Here is a 16628-nt window from a genome sequence, read left to right on the forward strand (position 1 = left end):
TCGATATCATCAAGTGAGCTACACGATCAGGGGGAGAGTTCATGTCGTACCCGCAGCACTATCCGACAGCAGCACCCAGGTACTTCCAGGTGCGGCTCACCAAACACACCGGGATGCTGATCATGTTCAGCACCCGGTCCTACACGATCACCGGCACACTTGAGCAGTGCGAGGCCGCCTACCGCGACGCACAGACCCACAATCTGGCAGCCGGGTGGTGGAGCTTTCTGTCCATCCTGGTCATGAACTGGATCGCGATCTTCGGAAACATGGGGCAGATCAGGCAGATTCGGCATTTGGCCGCACAGCCACCGGTCTACCAGAGCTACCCGCCGTCGGGATACCCACCGCCACCGGCCGGATATCCGTATCCGCAGTACCCACCTGCGCAGTGATCACGAGCCGGACCCCGGCACCGCCCAGCGTCCGGACAACGCGCGCCAACCAACCAACATCAGCCGCAGCACCAGGAAAAGGGTAAGGCCGGACCAGATTCCGGCCAGTCCCCATCCGTACGCCCGCGATAACCACACCAGCGGCAGGAATCCACACAATGCGCTGATCATGGTGGCGTTGCGCATGAACCGGGCGTCGGCGGCACCCAGCAGCACTCCGTCCAGCGCGAACACCACACCCGAAATCGGCAACTGGCACACCAGGAACCACCACGGCACCCGCATCTGATGCAGCACCGCGACATCGGAGGTGAACAGCCCCGGCAACACCGGCGCACCGAGCGCCAGAAGCGCCGCCAACACCACCGCGAAGCCCAGTGAGAACACCGTCACCCTTCGCGCCACAGACTTGGCCTGCGTCACCCGGCCGGCTCCCAGCGCGGCGCCGACAAGGGATTGCGCCGCGATGGCAAGCGAATCAAGAACCAGCGCAAGAAAACTCCACATCTGCAGGACCACCTGGTGCGCCGCCAGCGCTGCCGCCCCGAACCGCGCGGCCACCGCCGCGGCACTGATGAAGCAGGCCTGAAACGCCAGACTGCGCACCAGCAGATCACGCGCCAGCACCAGCTGCGCACGCAACACCGGCGGATCCATCCGAAGTCGAACCTGCTCGGCGTGCAGGGCCCGTAAGAAGAGGATCGCGGCCAGCCACTGCCCCACCAGATTGGCGATGGCGGACCCCGCCAAACCCATCCGGGGCACACTCAGCAACCCGTAGATCAGTACCGGACACAGCACTGCCGAAACCGCAAAGCCGACAATCACATACCGCAAGGGCCTGACTGTGTTCTGCACTCCCCGCATCCACCCATTGCCTGCGAGTGAGATCAGGATCGCGGGCGCCGCGAAGATCGCGATACGCACCCACGTGAGGCCTTGAGCCGCGACATCGGGCGATGCAGCGATAACCCGGACCACCGGCGAGGCCACCACATTAACCACAAGCACCACGGCGGCCCCGATGATGAGCGCCAGCCAGGTCGCCTGCACTCCCTCATGAACCGCCCCAGGACGATCACCGGAACCGAAACGCCGTGCGGCACGGGCGGTGGTGCCGTACGACAGGAAAGTCAGTTGTGTCCCGACAAGCGAAAGCACCAGTCCCCCGACGGCCAAGCCCGCCAGCGGCACCGCGCCCAGCCGACCCACCATGGCGATATCGAACAGCAGATACAGCGGTTCGGCCGCCAGCACTCCCAGCGCGGGCACCGCCAAAGCGATGATCCGGCGGGCCAGCCCGGACAGGCCGGCCGTGCCGGTGGCGTCAGTCAAGGGCGCGGACCAGCGCCGCCACCACCTCGTCGACCGGGCCAGTCGCCGAGAACCCGGCGGCCAGCCGATGTCCACCGCCGCCGAAGGTGCCCGCTACCGCGGAAAGGTCCACCGCAGAGCGGGCCCGCATCGATATCGACCAATGGTCGGGCTCGATCTCCTTGAACACCACCGCAACCTCGGCCTCGGTGGTGGTGCGGACGATATCGACGATCGACTCGACTTCCTCGGTGCGCGCGCAAGACCAGACATCGTGGGTGACAACGGCATACACCAATCCGGCGCCCCCGACCGCATCGGGAATCAGCTCCGCGGTGCCCAGCACACGCGACAAGATCGGCAGCCACACAAACGGATGTGAATCCATGAACGTACGGGTGATGTTCACACCGTCGGCGCCCAAGTCCAACAACCGCGCGGCCAACCGGTGCCCCTGCGCGGTGGCCCAACGGAACGATCCACTGTCGGTGACCAAACCGGCGTACAGACAATGGGCCATCTCGGGGGTGATGTCCACGCGCCACGCGTCGAGCAGCCGTGCCACCATCATCGTGGTCGAATCAGCTTCGATGTCAACGTAATTCGCCGTACCGAAGAGCTCATTGGACACGTGGTGATCGATCACCAACACCGGTGCGGAACCCTCGACCAGCTCGCTGAGTTGACCAAGCCGCCGCACGCTCGGGCTGTCGACCGTGACCACCAGATCGGGGTCACGACGCAGCTCATGCGGTGGGACCAGTAGCTCCGCGCCCGGCAGCGTTCCCACCGACTCCGGAGGCGTTGCCGGTGCCCCGAAACTCACCTGAACATCGACGCCCTTGGCCACCAGCACCTGGCCAAGAGCCAACCCGCTGCCCACGGTGTCGGCGTCGGGATGCACATGGCAGATGATCACCACTCTCCTGGCCTTGGCCAGGAGCTCCACCGCACCCTCTACGTCTACGCGTGCCCCCACGGCACCCGTCTCAATCGGGACGGCGCTCATCGTCCTCGTCGGGTGCAGATTCCTCGTCGGGAGACGCCTTGTAGGGATCGGCGTCACCGGCATGGACGGCTCCCTGGCGGACCTCGGCGAGCGCGGCATCGGCCGCGCGCGTCCGGTCCAGCAGTTCCTCCATGTGCCGGGCGGAATCGGCCATCGTGTCGAGCACGAAGGTCAGGGTGGGCGTGAACCTCACTCCGGTCCCGGCACCCACCTTGGTTCGAAGCACACCCTTTGCCTTTTCTAGCGCAGCCGCCGCGCCGGCGAGATCCGGCTCGTCGGACAGAGTCTGCCCCATCACGGTGTAATACACGGTCGCATCGTGAAGATCGTTGGTCACCCGGGTATCGGTAACCGTGACCATCGTCAGCCTCGGGTCCTTGATTTCGTACTCGATCGCCGAGGCGACGATGGCTCCGATCCGCTTGGCCAGTCGCCGCGCGCGAGCCGGATCGGCCACGTTAGACCCGTTCCTTCTCGCGGAGTTCGTACGCCTCGATGACGTCGCCTTCCTTGATGTCGTTATAGGTCAGCGTCAGACCGCACTCGTAACCGTCGCGGACCTCGACGACGTCATCCTTCTCGCGCCGCAGCGATGAGATGGTGACCGTCTCGGCGACCACGATGTTGTCGCGCAACAGTCGTGCCTTGGCGTTGCGGCGGATGATGCCCGAGGTGACCAGGCAACCGGCGATATTGCCGACCTTGGAAGACCGGAACATCGCACGAATCTCGGCGCGACCCAGCTCGACCTCTTCGTAGACCGGCTTGAGCATGCCCTTGAGCGCGCTCTCGATCTCGTCGATGGCCTGGTAGATCACCGAGTAGTACCGAATGTCGACACCCTCGCGGTTGGCCAGCTCTGTCGCCTTGCCCTCGGCCCGCACATTGAAGCCGATGATGATGGCATCCGAGGCCGACGCCAGGTTGACGTTGGTTTCGGTGACACCACCGACACCGCGGTCGATGACCCGCAGCTGCACCTCATCGTCGATCGCGATACCGAGCAGCGCCTCTTCCAGGGCTTCGACCGTACCTGCGTTGTCGCCCTTCAGGATCAGGTTCAGCTGGCTGGTTTCCTTCAGCGCGGCATCCAGGTCGTCCAGGCTGATCCGCTTGCGGCTACGAGCAGCCAGCGCGTTGCGCTTGCGCGCACTGCGACGGTCGGCGATCTGCCGGGCGATGCGGTCTTCGTCGACGACAAGCAGGTTGTCGCCGGCCCCGGGCACCGAGGTGAAACCGATGACCTGAACCGGACGTGATGGCAGTGCCTCTTCGACGTCTTCGCCATGCTCGTCCACCATGCGGCGCACACGGCCGTATGCGTCTCCGGCGACGATCGAGTCGCCGACCCGCAGGGTGCCGCGCTGGATGAGCACCGTGGCCACCGGACCGCGACCGCGGTCCAGGTGCGCCTCGATAGCCACACCCTGGGCCTCCATATCGGGGTTGGCCCGCAGGTCCAGCGCTGCGTCGGCGGTCAGCAGGACCGCCTCCAGCAGCGCATCGATGTTGGTGCCCTGCTTGGCGGAGATGTCGACGAACATGGTGTCGCCACCGAAGTCCTCGGCCACCAGGTTGTACTCGGTGAGCTGCGCCCGGATCTTGGCCGGGTCGGCGCCTTCCTTGTCGATCTTGTTGACCGCGACCACGATCGGCACGTCGGCCGCCTGGGCGTGGTTGATGGCTTCCACCGTCTGCGGCATGACGCCGTCATCGGCGGCGACCACCAGGATCGCGATATCGGTGGCCTTGGCACCACGCGCACGCATGGCGGTGAACGCCTCGTGACCCGGGGTGTCGATGAAGGTGACCAGTCGCTCGTTGCCGTCCAGCTGCGTGAGGACCTGGTAGGCACCGATGTGCTGGGTGATGCCACCGGCCTCGCCCTCACGGACGTTGGCCTGCCGGATGGTGTCGAGCAGGCGGGTCTTGCCGTGGTCGACGTGACCCATGACGGTGACGACCGGCGGGCGGACCTCCAGATCGTCTTCGCCGCCCTCGTCCTCGCCGTAAGTGAGGTCGAAGGACTGCAGCAGTTCGCGGTCTTCGTCCTCGGGGCTGACGACCTGAACGTTGTAGTTCATCTCGCTGCCCAGCAGCTCGAGGGTCTCGTCACCCACAGACTGGGTGGCGGTCACCATCTCGCCGAGGTTGAACAGCGCCTGCACCAGCGAGGCCGGGTTGGCATCGATCTTCTCCGCGAAGTCGCTCAGCGAAGCACCGCGAGCGAGCCGGATGACCTCACCGTTGCCATGCGGCAACCGCACGCCACCGACGACCGGCGCCTGCATGTTCTCGTACTCGGCGCGTTTTGCCCGCTTCGACTTGCGACCGCGCTTCGGGGCACCGCCGGGACGGCCGAAGGCACCGGCCGCGCCACCGCGCTGACCGGGACGGCCACCTCCGCCGCCGCCACCGGGGCGACCGCGGAAACCGCCGGCACCAGCGCCGGGGGGACCACCAGCGGGAGCGCCACCACCGGCACCGCCGCCGCGGTAGTTACCGCCGCCGCCACCACCGGGACCGCCCGGACGTCCGCCACCGGGACCACCGGGACGTCCGCCACCGGGACGCGGGCCACCGCCGGGACGCGGCGGACGCGGGCCCATGGATCCGGGCGACGGTCGCGGAGGCATATTGCTCGGGGAAGCTCCCCCGGGGCGAGGAGCTCCGGGACGCGGCGCTTGCGGCCGCGGCACGGCGGGACGTTCGACCGGCTGTGCCGACGAGAACGGGTTGTTACCCACGCGCGGTACTCGGGGAGCACCGGGCTTGGGGCCGGGCGTGGCGCCCGGACGGGGTGCCGGCGCGGCAGGCGCGGGTGCGGCTGCTTCCGCAGCGGGCGCCGGCGCAGCGTTCGGCTTGGGAGCCGCGGGCGCAGCGGGTGTGGGTGCGGGCACCGGTGCGGCCGCAGGCTGCGGCGCAGGGGGGGCCTCGACAACTGGCTCAGCAACCTTCTTCGGCGCTGGCTTGGGAGCTCCCGGCTTAGGACCGGCCTTCTTGGGTGGAGCCGCCGCCTCAGCGGGTGCGCCATTGGACGCGGCGGGCTTATCGCCACCGCCGAATGCCTCGCGAAGACGCCGCGCGACGGGGGCCTCCACCGTCGAGGACGCGGACTTCACAAATTCGCCCTGATCACTCAGTCGGGCGAGAACTTCTTTACTGGTCACACCGAGCTCTTTAGCTAACTCGTGTACCCGGGCCTTGCCTGCCACTGCTCTCCTGTCTGCGAGGCAGCGGCTTCAGGCGCCGTGCCTCGTGTTAGCTGTGATGGACGATCATCATCGACGCTTCACGGTGTGCTCATTGTTTGTCGTTGCCAATCTCTTGGTATTGCTCAACATGTTCGAAGACCACGGAGGTATCCGGGGTTCCGCCGATCCGGAGCGCTCGAGCGAAAGCCCGCCGCTTCACCGCCAGGTGGTAACACTGCGCCGACCTGTGCAACCACGCACCTCGGCCGGGCAGTCTGCGGCGGGTATCGACAACAACATGCCGATCATCCGCAGCAACCACACGAAGCAGATCTGCAGCCAACTCTCGCCCCCGGCATCCGATGCATGTCCGTACCGGTTCACCGGTCGGGGCATGTGCGAACGCCGAAGTCTCGCGCTGGATCACGGCTTAGTCTACCGTCCGCGACAGCTTATTTATGAATCGGGCCACAGCCTCGAATGACACGGGTGTATTCCGGTCACCGAACCCCTGCCACGATGAGCATCACGACACCGATTAACGCCACCGTCTTGATGCACTCGACCGCGACGTATGCCAGGTGCAGGCGACTGCGCCCGGCATATTCGCCCCCGTCGCGAATCGCGTTGGTTCGCCTCATCATGGCTGGCCGCACAACCACCAGCTGAACCGCAAGACAGCCGCATGTCGCGAGGACCGCGGCGACCGCGGCCGAGGAGAGGTCGCCCGCCACCATCAGTAACACCAGGGCCAAGGCCACCACACCCTCCACCGCGTTCAGCGCACCGAACACCAGGCGGCCTATCCCGAGCCCTATCTGAACGGTGACGCCTGGGGCCCGGAATTTCAGTGGCGCCTCGATGAACGAGATCGCCACCACCAAGCCCAACCAGAATGCGGCCAATGTGGCCACCGCGACGTCGATGCGTGTCATGCCATGGCCGACGCCAAGGGCCCAAACAATTCGTGGTTGATCTGCTCCTGCGGAATCCCCAAAGACACCAGGTCTTCGTTGATGGCCGACATGAACGGCCGCGGGCCGCAGACGAACACCGTGGACAGTCGATTAAGTGGCAGTCGGTGCAGGCTCATGCGGCCGACACCGTGCTCGGGGTGCTCCACATGTGCCCGTTCGTACCACGTGTGCAGCTGGCCGGCGGGCAGTCGGCCGACTAGATCCGCCAACTCGTGCCGGTAGGCGTGGGCGGCCGCCGACTGATCGGCGTGCAGGACCACAACCTCTCGCGGCGATTGCGTGGCCACGAGCTCCTGCAGCATCCCCATGATGGGCGTGCAGCCGATACCGGCGGATACCAGGACCAGCGGATCGGCCGAATCGTCCAGGGTGAATTCGCCCATGGGCACCGAGACCCGCAGCTGTTGCCCCTCGAAGATGTTGTCGTAGATGAAGTTCGACACCTCACCCGCAGGGGTGCCACCGGCGCTGATTCGCTTGACGGCAATACGCCAGCCACCCTCATGAGCGCCCCGGGACAAACTGTATTGACGAATCTGCCTGGCCCCGTCCGGCAAGGTAACTTGCACCGATATGTACTGCCCTGGCAGGAAGCTCGGCAGTTCGCCGAATACCGCGCGTAACTCGAATCCAGCCACATCCGCCGATTCCAGCTGGCGGCGTACCACCACAACCTGCCGCCACACATCGCCCGGCGCGACCCCGGCAGCGCCGTACAGGGCCTTCTCCCGCGCGATCAACTCATTGGCCATGAGCCAGTAGAACTCGCTCCAGGCCGCCGCGACCTCTGCGGTCACCGCGTCCCCCAACACTTCGGCTATCGCGGCGAACAGGTGCTCGTAGACGATCGGATACTGCTCGGCGACAATTCCCAGCGAGGCATGCTTGTGCGCGATCCTGTCTAGCACCGAATCATATTGGGCACCATTGCCTTCCAACACCATGCCGGCGAACGACGCGATCGACGCGGCCAGCGCCTTCGGCTGCTCCCCCGCCGCCTGGTTGCCGCGGTTGAACAGATCACGAAGCAGTTCGGGGTGCGCCGCGAACATCTTGGAGTAGAACAACGGTGCGATCTCGTCAATGGCCCCGGCAACCGCGGGGAGAGTTTGACGGATGACTGCCAGCGACTCTGCTGATAGCACGTGACTACTTCCTTTCCATTGTTGGACGGGCGATTTCGGCCACAGTCCACTGATCGAGCTCGGCGAAGAATGCCTCTTGCGCCGAGCGAAGCGCGTCGCGCAGGCGACAGTTGTGCCGAAGGGGGCAGGGCACCCCTCCCTCGCAGTCGATGACCTCGCCCTCGCGCTCCAACTTCCGGGCCAATGATCCGACTCGACGGTCGAGCCCGCCCTGCGTGATGCAGACTCCCCCATGGCGGCCACGCGTGGACTCGATCGCACCCATTTCCGAAAGTCGGGCAACAACTTTCGTGGCGTGCGTATAGGACACACAGAGTTGGGCGGCAAGATCATCGGTGCGCAATTGAACGCCCGGCCCTGCATTGGCCAGCCGCATCACGATGCGCAGACCCAGGTCGGTGAACCGCGTTAGTTGCACATAACTTGTATATGAGATGCAAGTTATGTGCCGATAGGGACTTTGGTCAGTACCTACGGGCTACTGAGTACTACGGGCGCTAGTTTTCGGCGTCTGCGTCGCTTCTGATGTCGATACGCCACCCGGTCAGACGCGCAGCGAGCCTTGCGTTCTGCCCTTCTTTACCGATGGCCAGAGAAAGCTGGAAGTCGGGGACGATGACGCGCGCAGCCTTACCCGCCTCATCGATGACCGAGACCGACACCACCTTGGCGGGCGAGAGTGCATTCGCGACGAACCGCGCGGGATCCGGGTCGTAATCGATGATGTCGATCTTCTCGCCGGCAAGCTCGCTCATCACATTGCGCACGCGCTGGCCCATGGGGCCGATGCAGGCCCCCTTGGCGTTGAGCCCGGATACCTTCGAAGCCACCGCGATCTTGGACCGGTGCCCCGCCTCGCGGGCCACCGCGACGATCTCCACGGAACCGTCGCTGATCTCCGGGACCTCGAGCGAGAACAGCTTACGTACCAGATTCGGGTGCGTCCTGGACAAGGTGATCAACGGCTCACGCGCACCGCGAGACACCCCGACGACGTAGCAGCGCAACCGATCTCCGTGGCGGTACTCCTCGCCCGGCACTTGTTCGGCCGCCGGGATCACACCTTCGGAGCCCTTGGTCTCACTGCCCATGCGAACCACGACAAGACCACGCGCGTTGGCCCGGGCGTCGCGCTGGATCACACCGCCGACAATCTCGCCCTCACGCGTGGAGAACTCGCCGAACTTGTGCTCATTCTCCGCATCGCGCACACCCTGCTGGAACACCTGCCGCGCGGTGGTGGCCGCGATGCGGCCGAATCCTTCTGGCGTGGCATCCCATTCGGTGATGAGATTGCCGTCCTCGTCGGTCTCGCGAGCCAGCACGCGGACCACACCCGTCTTGCGATCGAGTTCGATACGCGCATTGGGTTCGTGGCCGTCGGTATGCCGGTAGGCCGTCAGGAGCGCCGACTTGATGATGTCAATCGCCTCGTCAACCGTGATGCCCTTATCGGCAGCCATCAGGTTTACCGCCGCGGGATCGATATTCATGCGCCACCTCCAGTTTCGGCTGCCCCAGCCAGATTGAGTTCCTGCGGGTTGGGTGTTGTGAACTCCACCTGCACAACCGCGCTCTCGATGTCGGAGAACGCAAGATCACGCACGGTCCAGCCGGTGCCCTTGACGGGCTTACGCAGCACCACCTGTATCCCGTCATCGTTCGCGATGCCGATGCGGCCGAGTAAGTCTTCGCCATCGGTGAGGCGAATCTGCGCCAGCCGACCATGTGCGCGTCGAAAATGCGTGGGAGTGGTCAGCGGCCGGTCGACGCCGGGCGTAGTGATCTCCAGGTCGTACGCCTCCCAGCCGGTGTCCGCCTCGTCCAACAATCCCGATGCGGTCCGGCTCAGTGCGGCGACCGCGTCCAAGTCCACGGGAGAATCCGAGTCGACCACCACCGTGATGCGGGCGGGAACCGTGGCTTCGTTGACGACGACGCTCTCGATCTCGACCCCTGACCGGGAGAACTCGGGACCCAGCAGCTCGATCACCTGGTCATCGGATGGCAGCCCCATGGCGATTGTGGCTCCTCATCTTGAGTTGTCGGGCGGTTCAGCTTGCACACACTAGTCGGACTCTCGTCCTGACCAGCACTCCACCTTACGCCCGGCGAGGGCTGTCATGCGCCAACCGCGCGCACTGGCAGGATGGGCGAATGCCCAGAAGCCTGTCGCGCCGCGACCTGTTGATCGGCGGGGCCGCACTCGGCGTCGCCGTCGTGGCCGCCGCGTGCCAGCAGGCACCCGACACCAAACCCGAGGTGGACGACCTGCTCACCCAGATCGACCTTGCGCAGCGTGATGCGGCATCGGCGTCCGCGGCGGCCACCGCCAATCCAGATGCGGCCGCCGCATTGATGGCTGTGGCGACGATCCGCCGCGCGCACGGCGTCGCGCTGACCAAGGAGCTCGCGCGCGTCCCAGGGGCGACCACGAACGCACCGACTTCCAGCACCACTACCGCACCGGTATCACCTCCGCAGGTCGATCAGGTCAAGACCCAACTCAAGGACTCATCGCGATCGGCGATGGACCTGGCCACCAAACACAGCGGATACCGCGCCGGCCTGCTGGCCTCGATCAGCGCGGCATGCGCCTCGGCAGCCGAGGTTGATCTGCCATGACCACGACCGAGCCCACCCCGCAGCCGGCCTCCTCCTCCGACGACACTGCGCTGGCCGACGCCCTGGCCAATGAGCACGCGGCCATCTACGCGTACGGACTGGTGTCCGCGCACTCGGTGCCCGACAACAATTGGCTGGTCACCGAGTGCCTGATCGAGCATCGACAGTGCCGTGAGGAGTGCATCGCCAAATTGCGCGCCCGTTCGGTGGCCGCACCGGTAGCTGCCGCCGGTTACAAGGTGCCGTTCCCGGTGACAAACCCCGCCGATGCCACGAAGCTGGCGCTGCAGCTCGAGGCGGACACCGCGGCGCGCTGGCGGGCCGTCGCCGAGCAGGCCGACAACAGTGACGATCGTGGATTCGCGGTGCGAATGCTCACCGAGAGCGCGATTCGCGCGGCGCGGTGGCGAGTGGCTTCCGACATCACGCCTGCCAGTGTGGCGTTCCCGGGAGGGAACGAAAACTAAGCGAAGTGCTTCTGGGTGTCGCTGATCAGTCCGGACAACCCACGACGGATCACCGGCTTGAGGTAGCGGGTGAACCCGAGCGAGGGCTCGATGAAGAAGCTCCAGGTAAACAACGATCCCGTCGCGGTGCCCACCACCTCATAAAGCTCGCCGAAACGCTTGGTGCCCGGAAAGGTCGCCGTCTCGACCGTGAACGCGTTGCGATATCGCTCGGGGCTCTCCTCCCACACAATGAACCGCTCGTGCACTGCCGCACCGGGAAGCGCGAGCTTGGCGGTGCGGGTGGAACCCACGCCACGCGGCTCCGGTGAAGTCCAGCTGATCTTGTTGATCGCCTTGCACCAATGCAGCGGGCTTTCGCCATTGAGTTCGGCCCACACCGTTGCCGCATCCTTGGGCAGGGGCGTGGAGAACGTGTACACGAAATCGCTTGTGTCGAAATCACTTTCAACCAGCGGGGCGAGCTTGAAGGACGGCATGACTATTACAATATCGCCTACTGAATCGCCGCCGTGACGGACGTCACTGCATCGGCCACCGCAATGGACTGCGCCTCTCCCGTGAATCGGTTGCGCAGCTCGATGGTGCCGTCGGCCCAGCCACGGCCGATCACCACAATCCAGGGCACACCGAGCAGCTCGGCGTCCTTGAATTTCACGCCCGGCGAGGCCGTCCGATCGTCGAGCAGCACCTCGTGACCCAGCCGGTCGAGATCGGCGGCCAGCGCTTCGGCACCGGCTCGCGCGGCCTCGTCCTTGTTCGCGATAACCACGTGCACGTCGAATGGCGATACCGCGGCCGGCCACCGCAGTCCAAGCTCGTCGTGCTGCTGCTCGGCGACGACGGCCACCAGCCGCGAGACACCGATGCCGTAGGAACCCTGGGTGAGCCGCACGGGCTTGCCGTTCTCCCCGAGCACATCCACGGTGAACGCGTCGGTGTACTTGCGGCCCAACTGGAAGATGTGGCCGATTTCGATTCCGCGTGCCGACACCAGCTGACCTGCGCCATCGGGTGACGGATCGCCATCGCGAACCTCGGCGGCCTCGATGGTGCCGTCGGGGGTGAAGTCACGCCCCGCGACGAGGTTGACCACATGTTTTCCGGGTTCGTCGGCGCCGGTGATCCAGCTGGTGCCCTCCACGACCCGTGGATCGACGAGGTAGCGAACACCGTTGGCGATCAACCCCTTCGGCCCGATGTAGCCGCGCACCAGGAACGGGTGTTTGGCGAAGTCCGCATCACCGAGCAGCTCGTATTCGGCAGGCTCCAGCGCGGCACCGAGTCGCTTGTCGTCGACCTCGCGGTCCCCGGGCACTCCGACAGCCAGCAGCTCCCACTCGCCGCCGGGCTGGCGCACCTTCAGCAGAATGTTCTTGAGGGTGTCGGCCGCCGTGACGGTCGCGCCGAGATCAGCCGAATTCGCCCAGTCCACCAGCGTCGCGATGGTCGGGGTATCGCCCGTCTCGTGCACGACGGCCGCAGGGAGTCCGTCCACAGACCGCGCAGGCGGTGCCGGAGTGATGACGGCCTCTACGTTGGCGGCATAACCGGATTCCACGCACCGCACGAAAGTGTCTTCCCCGGTGGGGCTTTCAGCCAGAAACTCCTCGGACGCGCTACCACCCATCGCTCCCGAGGTGGCCGCGACAATCACGTAGTCCAGGCCCAGCCTGCCGAAGATCCGTTGGTAGGCCTCGCGGTGTGCGTGATAGGCCGTCTTGAGGCCGTCGTCGGAGGTATCAAAGGAGTACGAGTCCTTCATGACGAATTCGCGACCGCGCAGAATGCCCGCGCGGGGACGCGCCTCGTCGCGATACTTGGTCTGAACCTGGTAGAGGATGACCGGAAAATCCTTGTAGGAGCTGTACTCCCCCTTCACGGTGAGCGCGAACAACTCCTCGTGGGTAGGGCCGAGCATCATGTCGTTATCGCGGCGGTCCTTGAGCCGGAACAGCGAGTCGCCGTACTCGGTCCACCGGTTGGTGGTCTCGTACGGTGCGCGCGGAAGCAAAGCGGGCAGCAGGATCTCCTGACCACCAATGGCATTCATCTCTTCACGGACGATGTTCTCGATCTTGCGAAGGACCCGAAGACCGAGCGGCAGCCAGCTATAGACACCCGGGGCAATAGGGCGCACATAGCCCGCGCGGATGAGCAGCTTGTGGCTGGGAACCTCGGCGTCCGCCGGGTCGTCGCGCAGGGTGCGTACGAATAGCTCGGAGAGCCGGGTGATCATTGATGAGCCTCTCGGGCGAAGACCATGTTTTTCGTTGAGCCTCTCGGGCGAAGACCGTCAGTTACGGTTGCACAGCATATCGGCGCGCCGTTGCGGCCTCCGGCTAGCATCGAGCGCATGCGTGCGTGGGCGATCATTCCGGCGGTGGCGGTGTTCGGTTTGGGAGTCGCGGCACCGGCCGATGCCGCCCCGGCCACGGTCAAGTACTCGTTGTCGGCGATCGGAATCGGCAATGCCGATTTCACCGTCTCCTATCAAGACGGCAATCAGCTCCGGGAAGAGTCGGGGCACACGTTCGCCGGGTACTACTGGGAACGCACAGTCCAGCTCAACGGGGCACCCCCGGTTCTTCGGGTGACCGCGGCCGGACCTCCGAGCGTCTTCCGCATGTCGTGTCACATCACCGTCAATGACGGCATCCCCATCACCAACGGACTGCTGTTCCGCGCCGGGGACTACACCCCGCAAGACTGCTAAGCCAGCTCTTCTTCGTCCAGACCCTGGTCGTGCGCGGTCTGCGCCTTCTGTGCGTGCGCGACGTCGGCGGCGGTGTAGCTGATGAACAGCGCCGCCACCCCGACCAGCACAGCGGTTCCGGCGATCCACAGCAGCCCGTAGGTGTAACCGTGATCGAGGGCGTGCAGCTGCGCCTGGTTCATGTTCTGCACCGGCCCCTTGGCGCCGCCCAGGTACAGCGTGCGCGAGGTGATGATGGCCTGAATGATCACCAGAACGATTGGGCCGCCGAGGTTTTGCAGCATGAGGGAGATCGCCGATAGCGGCCCGATGCGGTCGGCATCCACCCCGGTGATGGCCGAAAGGATCACCGGCACCACGATGGTGCCGATGCCGAGTCCGCCAACGAAGATGGCCATGGAGAAGTTCGGGAAGTAGGCGATGGTCCGGTCGATCGTTGAGCCGTAGAGCATCGCGGCGAACACCACGACTCCACCGCACAGGATCAGCACCCGGGGCGCCATTCGCGTGACAAGTTGGGACGACAGAGCCAAGCCGATTCCCATGCCGACAACGAATGGAATGGCAGAGATTCCGGTTCGCAGCGGGCTGTATTTCATCAGATCCTGCATGTACAGGCCGATGGTGATGGTCAGCGTGAACAGCACGCCGCCGGCCAGGAAGATCGCCGCGAAGGTGGCGACCCTGTTGCGATCCTTGAACAGGCTGAGCGGCAGCACCGGGTTTTCCGCGGTGCGTTCCACGAGCAGGAAGGCGATCAGGAGCACGGCGGCGACGACCAGCGACACGATCGTGTAGGGCGAGTCCCATCCGCGGTCGGGCCCCTGGGTGAAGCCGAACACCGCAGCGGTACAGCCGACGGTCGCCAACACCGATCCCGTGACGTCCAGCTTCATCGGTTCGCGTTCGGTCTCGGTCAATGACCGCACGGCCAGGTAGATCATCAGCGCACCGGCGGGCACATTGATAAGGAAGGCCAGACGCCAGGACACCTCGGCCAGGGCACCGCCGACAATCAGTCCGGCGATGGAGCCCACCCCGGTCATGGCACCGAATACCGCGACGGCTGCGGTACGCAGCGGCCCCTTGGGGAAGGTGGTGGCCACCAACGCCAGCGCTGTCGGCGAGGCGACAGCCGCGCCGACTCCCTGGATGAGACGGAAAACAGCCAGACCGATGTCCTCTTGCGCAAGGCCCACCCCGATGGAGGCAAGGGTGAACAACGCGATGCCGCCGATGAAGACGCGCTTACGGCCGAAGGTGTCACCGAGGCGTCCACCGAGCAACATCAGTCCACCGAAGGACAGCATGTACGCGGTGATGACCCAGCTGCGGGTGGCATCGTTGAGGTGCAGCTCGGCCTGGATCTTGGGCAGCGTGACCACCGCTATGGTGCCGTCCATGGTGGCCAGAAACTGCATACCGGCGATCGCGATGACGGCATATAGATAGTGCCGGGACGGCAGGAGTTCTCGCGCCTTTTGAGTGAGCTGCTCGACGCTGAGGGCAGGCATGCAGGACACCTTACCGTCCTCTTAACGTGCCCTTAGGTCACGAAGAGGCGCCATAAGCAGCAACGGGGCCGATCACGATGATCGCGGGCGGCCTGATGCCCTGCGAGCGAATGCGCTCGGGCGCAGTAGCAAGGTCGGCGCGCAGCACGCGTTGCTCGTCGGTGGTGCCGTGTTGCACCACCAGCACTGGAGTATCCGCAGGTCGGCCACCCTCGATGAGGACCTTCGCAAACTGCTCGATGCGCTCGACGGCCATCAGCAAGACGATGGTCCCCTTCAAGGCGGCAAGCGCGTCCCAATTCACTAACGATTCCGGATGCCCGGGTGCGACGTGTCCGCTGACGACCACGAACTCATGGTTGACCGCACGATGCGTGACCGGCACCCCGGCCGCCGCAGGAACGGAGATCGCGCTGGTCACACCTGGTACGACGGTCACCTGCACACCTGCTTCGGCGCAGGCCAGGACTTCCTCGTAGCCACGGGCGAAGACGAAGGGGTCACCGCCCTTGAGACGGACGACGAACTTGCCTTCCTGCGCCCGTTCGATGAGCACCCGGTTGATCTCCTGCTGGGCCATCGCGCGGCCATACGGGATCTTGGCGGCATCGATGACCTCGACATGTGGGCCCAGATCGGCCAGAAGCTCGGCGGGCGCGAGCCGGTCGGCGACGACCACATCGGCCTGCGCGAGGAGCCTGCGTCCGCGAACGGTAATGAGATCAGGATCACCCGGTCCCCCGCCGACAAGCGCGACGCCTTCGGGCTTCACCTCCGCGGTCTCGGTGATGAGTCCACGCTGCAGCGCCTCGTGGATGGCCGATCGCAGCGCCGCCGAGCGCTTGTGCTGTCCACCGGTCAGGACACCGACGGCGATGCCGTCGTGATTGAAGGACGCGGGGGTGACCGCGGTGCCCTCCCGGGCGGAATCGGCCCGGACGCAGAAGATGTGACGTCGCTCGGCTTCCGACACCACCGCGGCGTTGACGGCTGGGTCATCGGTGCAGGCGATGGCGTACCACGCGTCTTCGAGGTCGCCGTCCTGGTACGGCCGCAGACTGAGGGTGATCGAGGCCATGCCTTCAACGGCCGGTGTGGCGCTGGGCGCGATCACGTGGACATCGGCACCGCTGGCGATCAGCAGCCCGAGACGCCGCTGCGCGACGGATCCGGCGCCGACGACCACGACCTTGCGTCCGGTGAGGCGGAGGCCGACGAGGTAGGCGTCATGAGTCACCGCGCGAGTTTACGTGGACGTGAATCACGCGGCTG

General features: G+C 65.5%; 18 protein-coding genes. 4 read left to right on the forward strand and 14 right to left on the reverse strand.

Annotation, left to right across the window (positions count from 1 at the left end; genetic code table 11):
- Positions 1-41: 41 nt before the first annotated feature.
- Positions 42-395: a hypothetical protein gene (locus HBA99_RS15780; protein WP_057966153.1), complete on the forward strand. Its 354-nt coding sequence runs from the start codon at positions 42-44 to the stop codon at positions 393-395.
- On the opposite strand, the gene HBA99_RS15785 is transcribed toward HBA99_RS15780, so the two are convergent.
- The 10 genes from HBA99_RS15785 to rimP form a co-directional block, all read right to left on the reverse strand.
- The gene (locus HBA99_RS15785; RefSeq protein ID WP_070952671.1) at positions 396-1730 is read right to left on the reverse strand and encodes an MATE family efflux transporter; all 1335 of its coding nucleotides are present in this window, start codon (positions 1728-1730) and stop codon (positions 396-398) included. It abuts the gene before it with no gap.
- Positions 1723-2718, reverse strand: a complete 996-nt coding sequence (locus tag HBA99_RS15790; RefSeq protein ID WP_070917391.1) for a DHH family phosphoesterase — start codon at positions 2716-2718, stop codon at positions 1723-1725. The genes HBA99_RS15785 and HBA99_RS15790 overlap by 8 nt, the downstream gene beginning before the upstream one ends.
- The gene (gene rbfA, locus HBA99_RS15795) at positions 2699-3175 is read right to left on the reverse strand and encodes a 30S ribosome-binding factor RbfA (RefSeq protein ID WP_030093943.1); all 477 of its coding nucleotides are present in this window, start codon (positions 3173-3175) and stop codon (positions 2699-2701) included. The genes HBA99_RS15790 and rbfA overlap by 20 nt, the downstream gene beginning before the upstream one ends.
- A gap of 1 nt (position 3176) precedes the next feature.
- On the reverse strand, positions 3177-5933 hold the full coding sequence (gene infB, locus HBA99_RS15800) for a translation initiation factor IF-2 (RefSeq protein ID WP_030093944.1): 2757 nt from the start codon (positions 5931-5933) through the stop codon (positions 3177-3179).
- 195 nt (positions 5934-6128) lie between these two features.
- Positions 6129-6308 carry a hypothetical protein gene (locus HBA99_RS25130; RefSeq protein WP_420901995.1) on the reverse strand — a complete coding sequence of 60 codons (180 nt, stop codon included), beginning with the start codon at positions 6306-6308 and terminating at the stop codon, positions 6129-6131.
- A gap of 104 nt (positions 6309-6412) precedes the next feature.
- On the reverse strand, positions 6413-6847 hold the full coding sequence (locus HBA99_RS15810; RefSeq protein WP_070952669.1) for a hypothetical protein: 435 nt from the start codon (positions 6845-6847) through the stop codon (positions 6413-6415).
- A complete protein-coding gene (locus HBA99_RS15815; protein WP_070952668.1) occupies positions 6844-8034 on the reverse strand; it encodes a globin domain-containing protein in 1191 nt (396 codons plus the stop codon). The genes HBA99_RS15810 and HBA99_RS15815 overlap by 4 nt, the downstream gene beginning before the upstream one ends.
- 4 nt (positions 8035-8038) lie before the next feature.
- Positions 8039-8452 (reverse strand): RrF2 family transcriptional regulator, encoded by a 414-nt coding sequence (locus HBA99_RS15820; RefSeq protein ID WP_030093947.1) that lies wholly within the window; start codon positions 8450-8452, stop codon positions 8039-8041.
- 79 nt (positions 8453-8531) lie between these two features.
- Positions 8532-9527: a transcription termination factor NusA gene (gene nusA, locus HBA99_RS15825; RefSeq protein ID WP_030093948.1), complete on the reverse strand. Its 996-nt coding sequence runs from the start codon at positions 9525-9527 to the stop codon at positions 8532-8534.
- Positions 9524-10051 (reverse strand): ribosome maturation factor RimP, encoded by a 528-nt coding sequence (gene rimP, locus HBA99_RS15830; RefSeq protein WP_030093949.1) that lies wholly within the window; start codon positions 10049-10051, stop codon positions 9524-9526. Before rimP ends, nusA begins: the two co-directional genes overlap by 4 nt.
- Positions 10052-10191: 140 nt before the next feature.
- Here rimP and HBA99_RS15835 point away from each other — a divergent pair, with 140 nt between their 5' ends.
- Positions 10192-10659, forward strand: coding sequence for a hypothetical protein (locus tag HBA99_RS15835; protein WP_057968899.1), 468 nt, complete (start codon positions 10192-10194; stop codon positions 10657-10659).
- Entirely contained in the window at positions 10656-11126 is a 471-nt protein-coding gene (locus tag HBA99_RS15840) for a ferritin-like domain-containing protein (RefSeq protein WP_030093951.1), read from the forward strand. Before HBA99_RS15835 ends, HBA99_RS15840 begins: the two co-directional genes overlap by 4 nt.
- Here the strand turns inward: HBA99_RS15840 and HBA99_RS15845 are convergent.
- A complete protein-coding gene (locus HBA99_RS15845) occupies positions 11123-11611 on the reverse strand; it encodes an SRPBCC family protein (protein WP_057968905.1) in 489 nt (162 codons plus the stop codon). The two genes, HBA99_RS15840 and HBA99_RS15845, sit on opposite strands and share 4 nt — an antisense overlap.
- An 11-nt stretch (positions 11612-11622) precedes the next feature.
- Positions 11623-13365 (reverse strand): proline--tRNA ligase, encoded by a 1743-nt coding sequence (locus HBA99_RS15850; RefSeq protein ID WP_057968900.1) that lies wholly within the window; start codon positions 13363-13365, stop codon positions 11623-11625.
- A gap of 117 nt (positions 13366-13482) precedes the next feature.
- Between HBA99_RS15850 and HBA99_RS15855 the strand changes: the two genes are divergently transcribed.
- Complete coding sequence (locus HBA99_RS15855; protein WP_057968901.1) at positions 13483-13842, forward strand: hypothetical protein; 360 nt, start codon at positions 13483-13485, stop codon at positions 13840-13842.
- On the opposite strand, the gene HBA99_RS15860 is transcribed toward HBA99_RS15855, so the two are convergent.
- Positions 13839-15356, reverse strand: a complete 1518-nt coding sequence (locus HBA99_RS15860; protein ID WP_030093955.1) for an MFS transporter — start codon at positions 15354-15356, stop codon at positions 13839-13841. The two genes, HBA99_RS15855 and HBA99_RS15860, sit on opposite strands and share 4 nt — an antisense overlap.
- 37 nt (positions 15357-15393) lie before the next feature.
- Positions 15394-16593, reverse strand: coding sequence for a uroporphyrinogen-III C-methyltransferase (cobA, locus tag HBA99_RS15865; protein WP_030093956.1), 1200 nt, complete (start codon positions 16591-16593; stop codon positions 15394-15396).
- Positions 16594-16628 lie beyond the last annotated feature (35 nt).

Origin of the sequence: Mycobacteroides chelonae (assembly GCF_016767715.1) — a bacterium.
In the GTDB taxonomy this organism is placed as follows: domain Bacteria; phylum Actinomycetota; class Actinomycetes; order Mycobacteriales; family Mycobacteriaceae; genus Mycobacterium; species Mycobacterium gwanakae.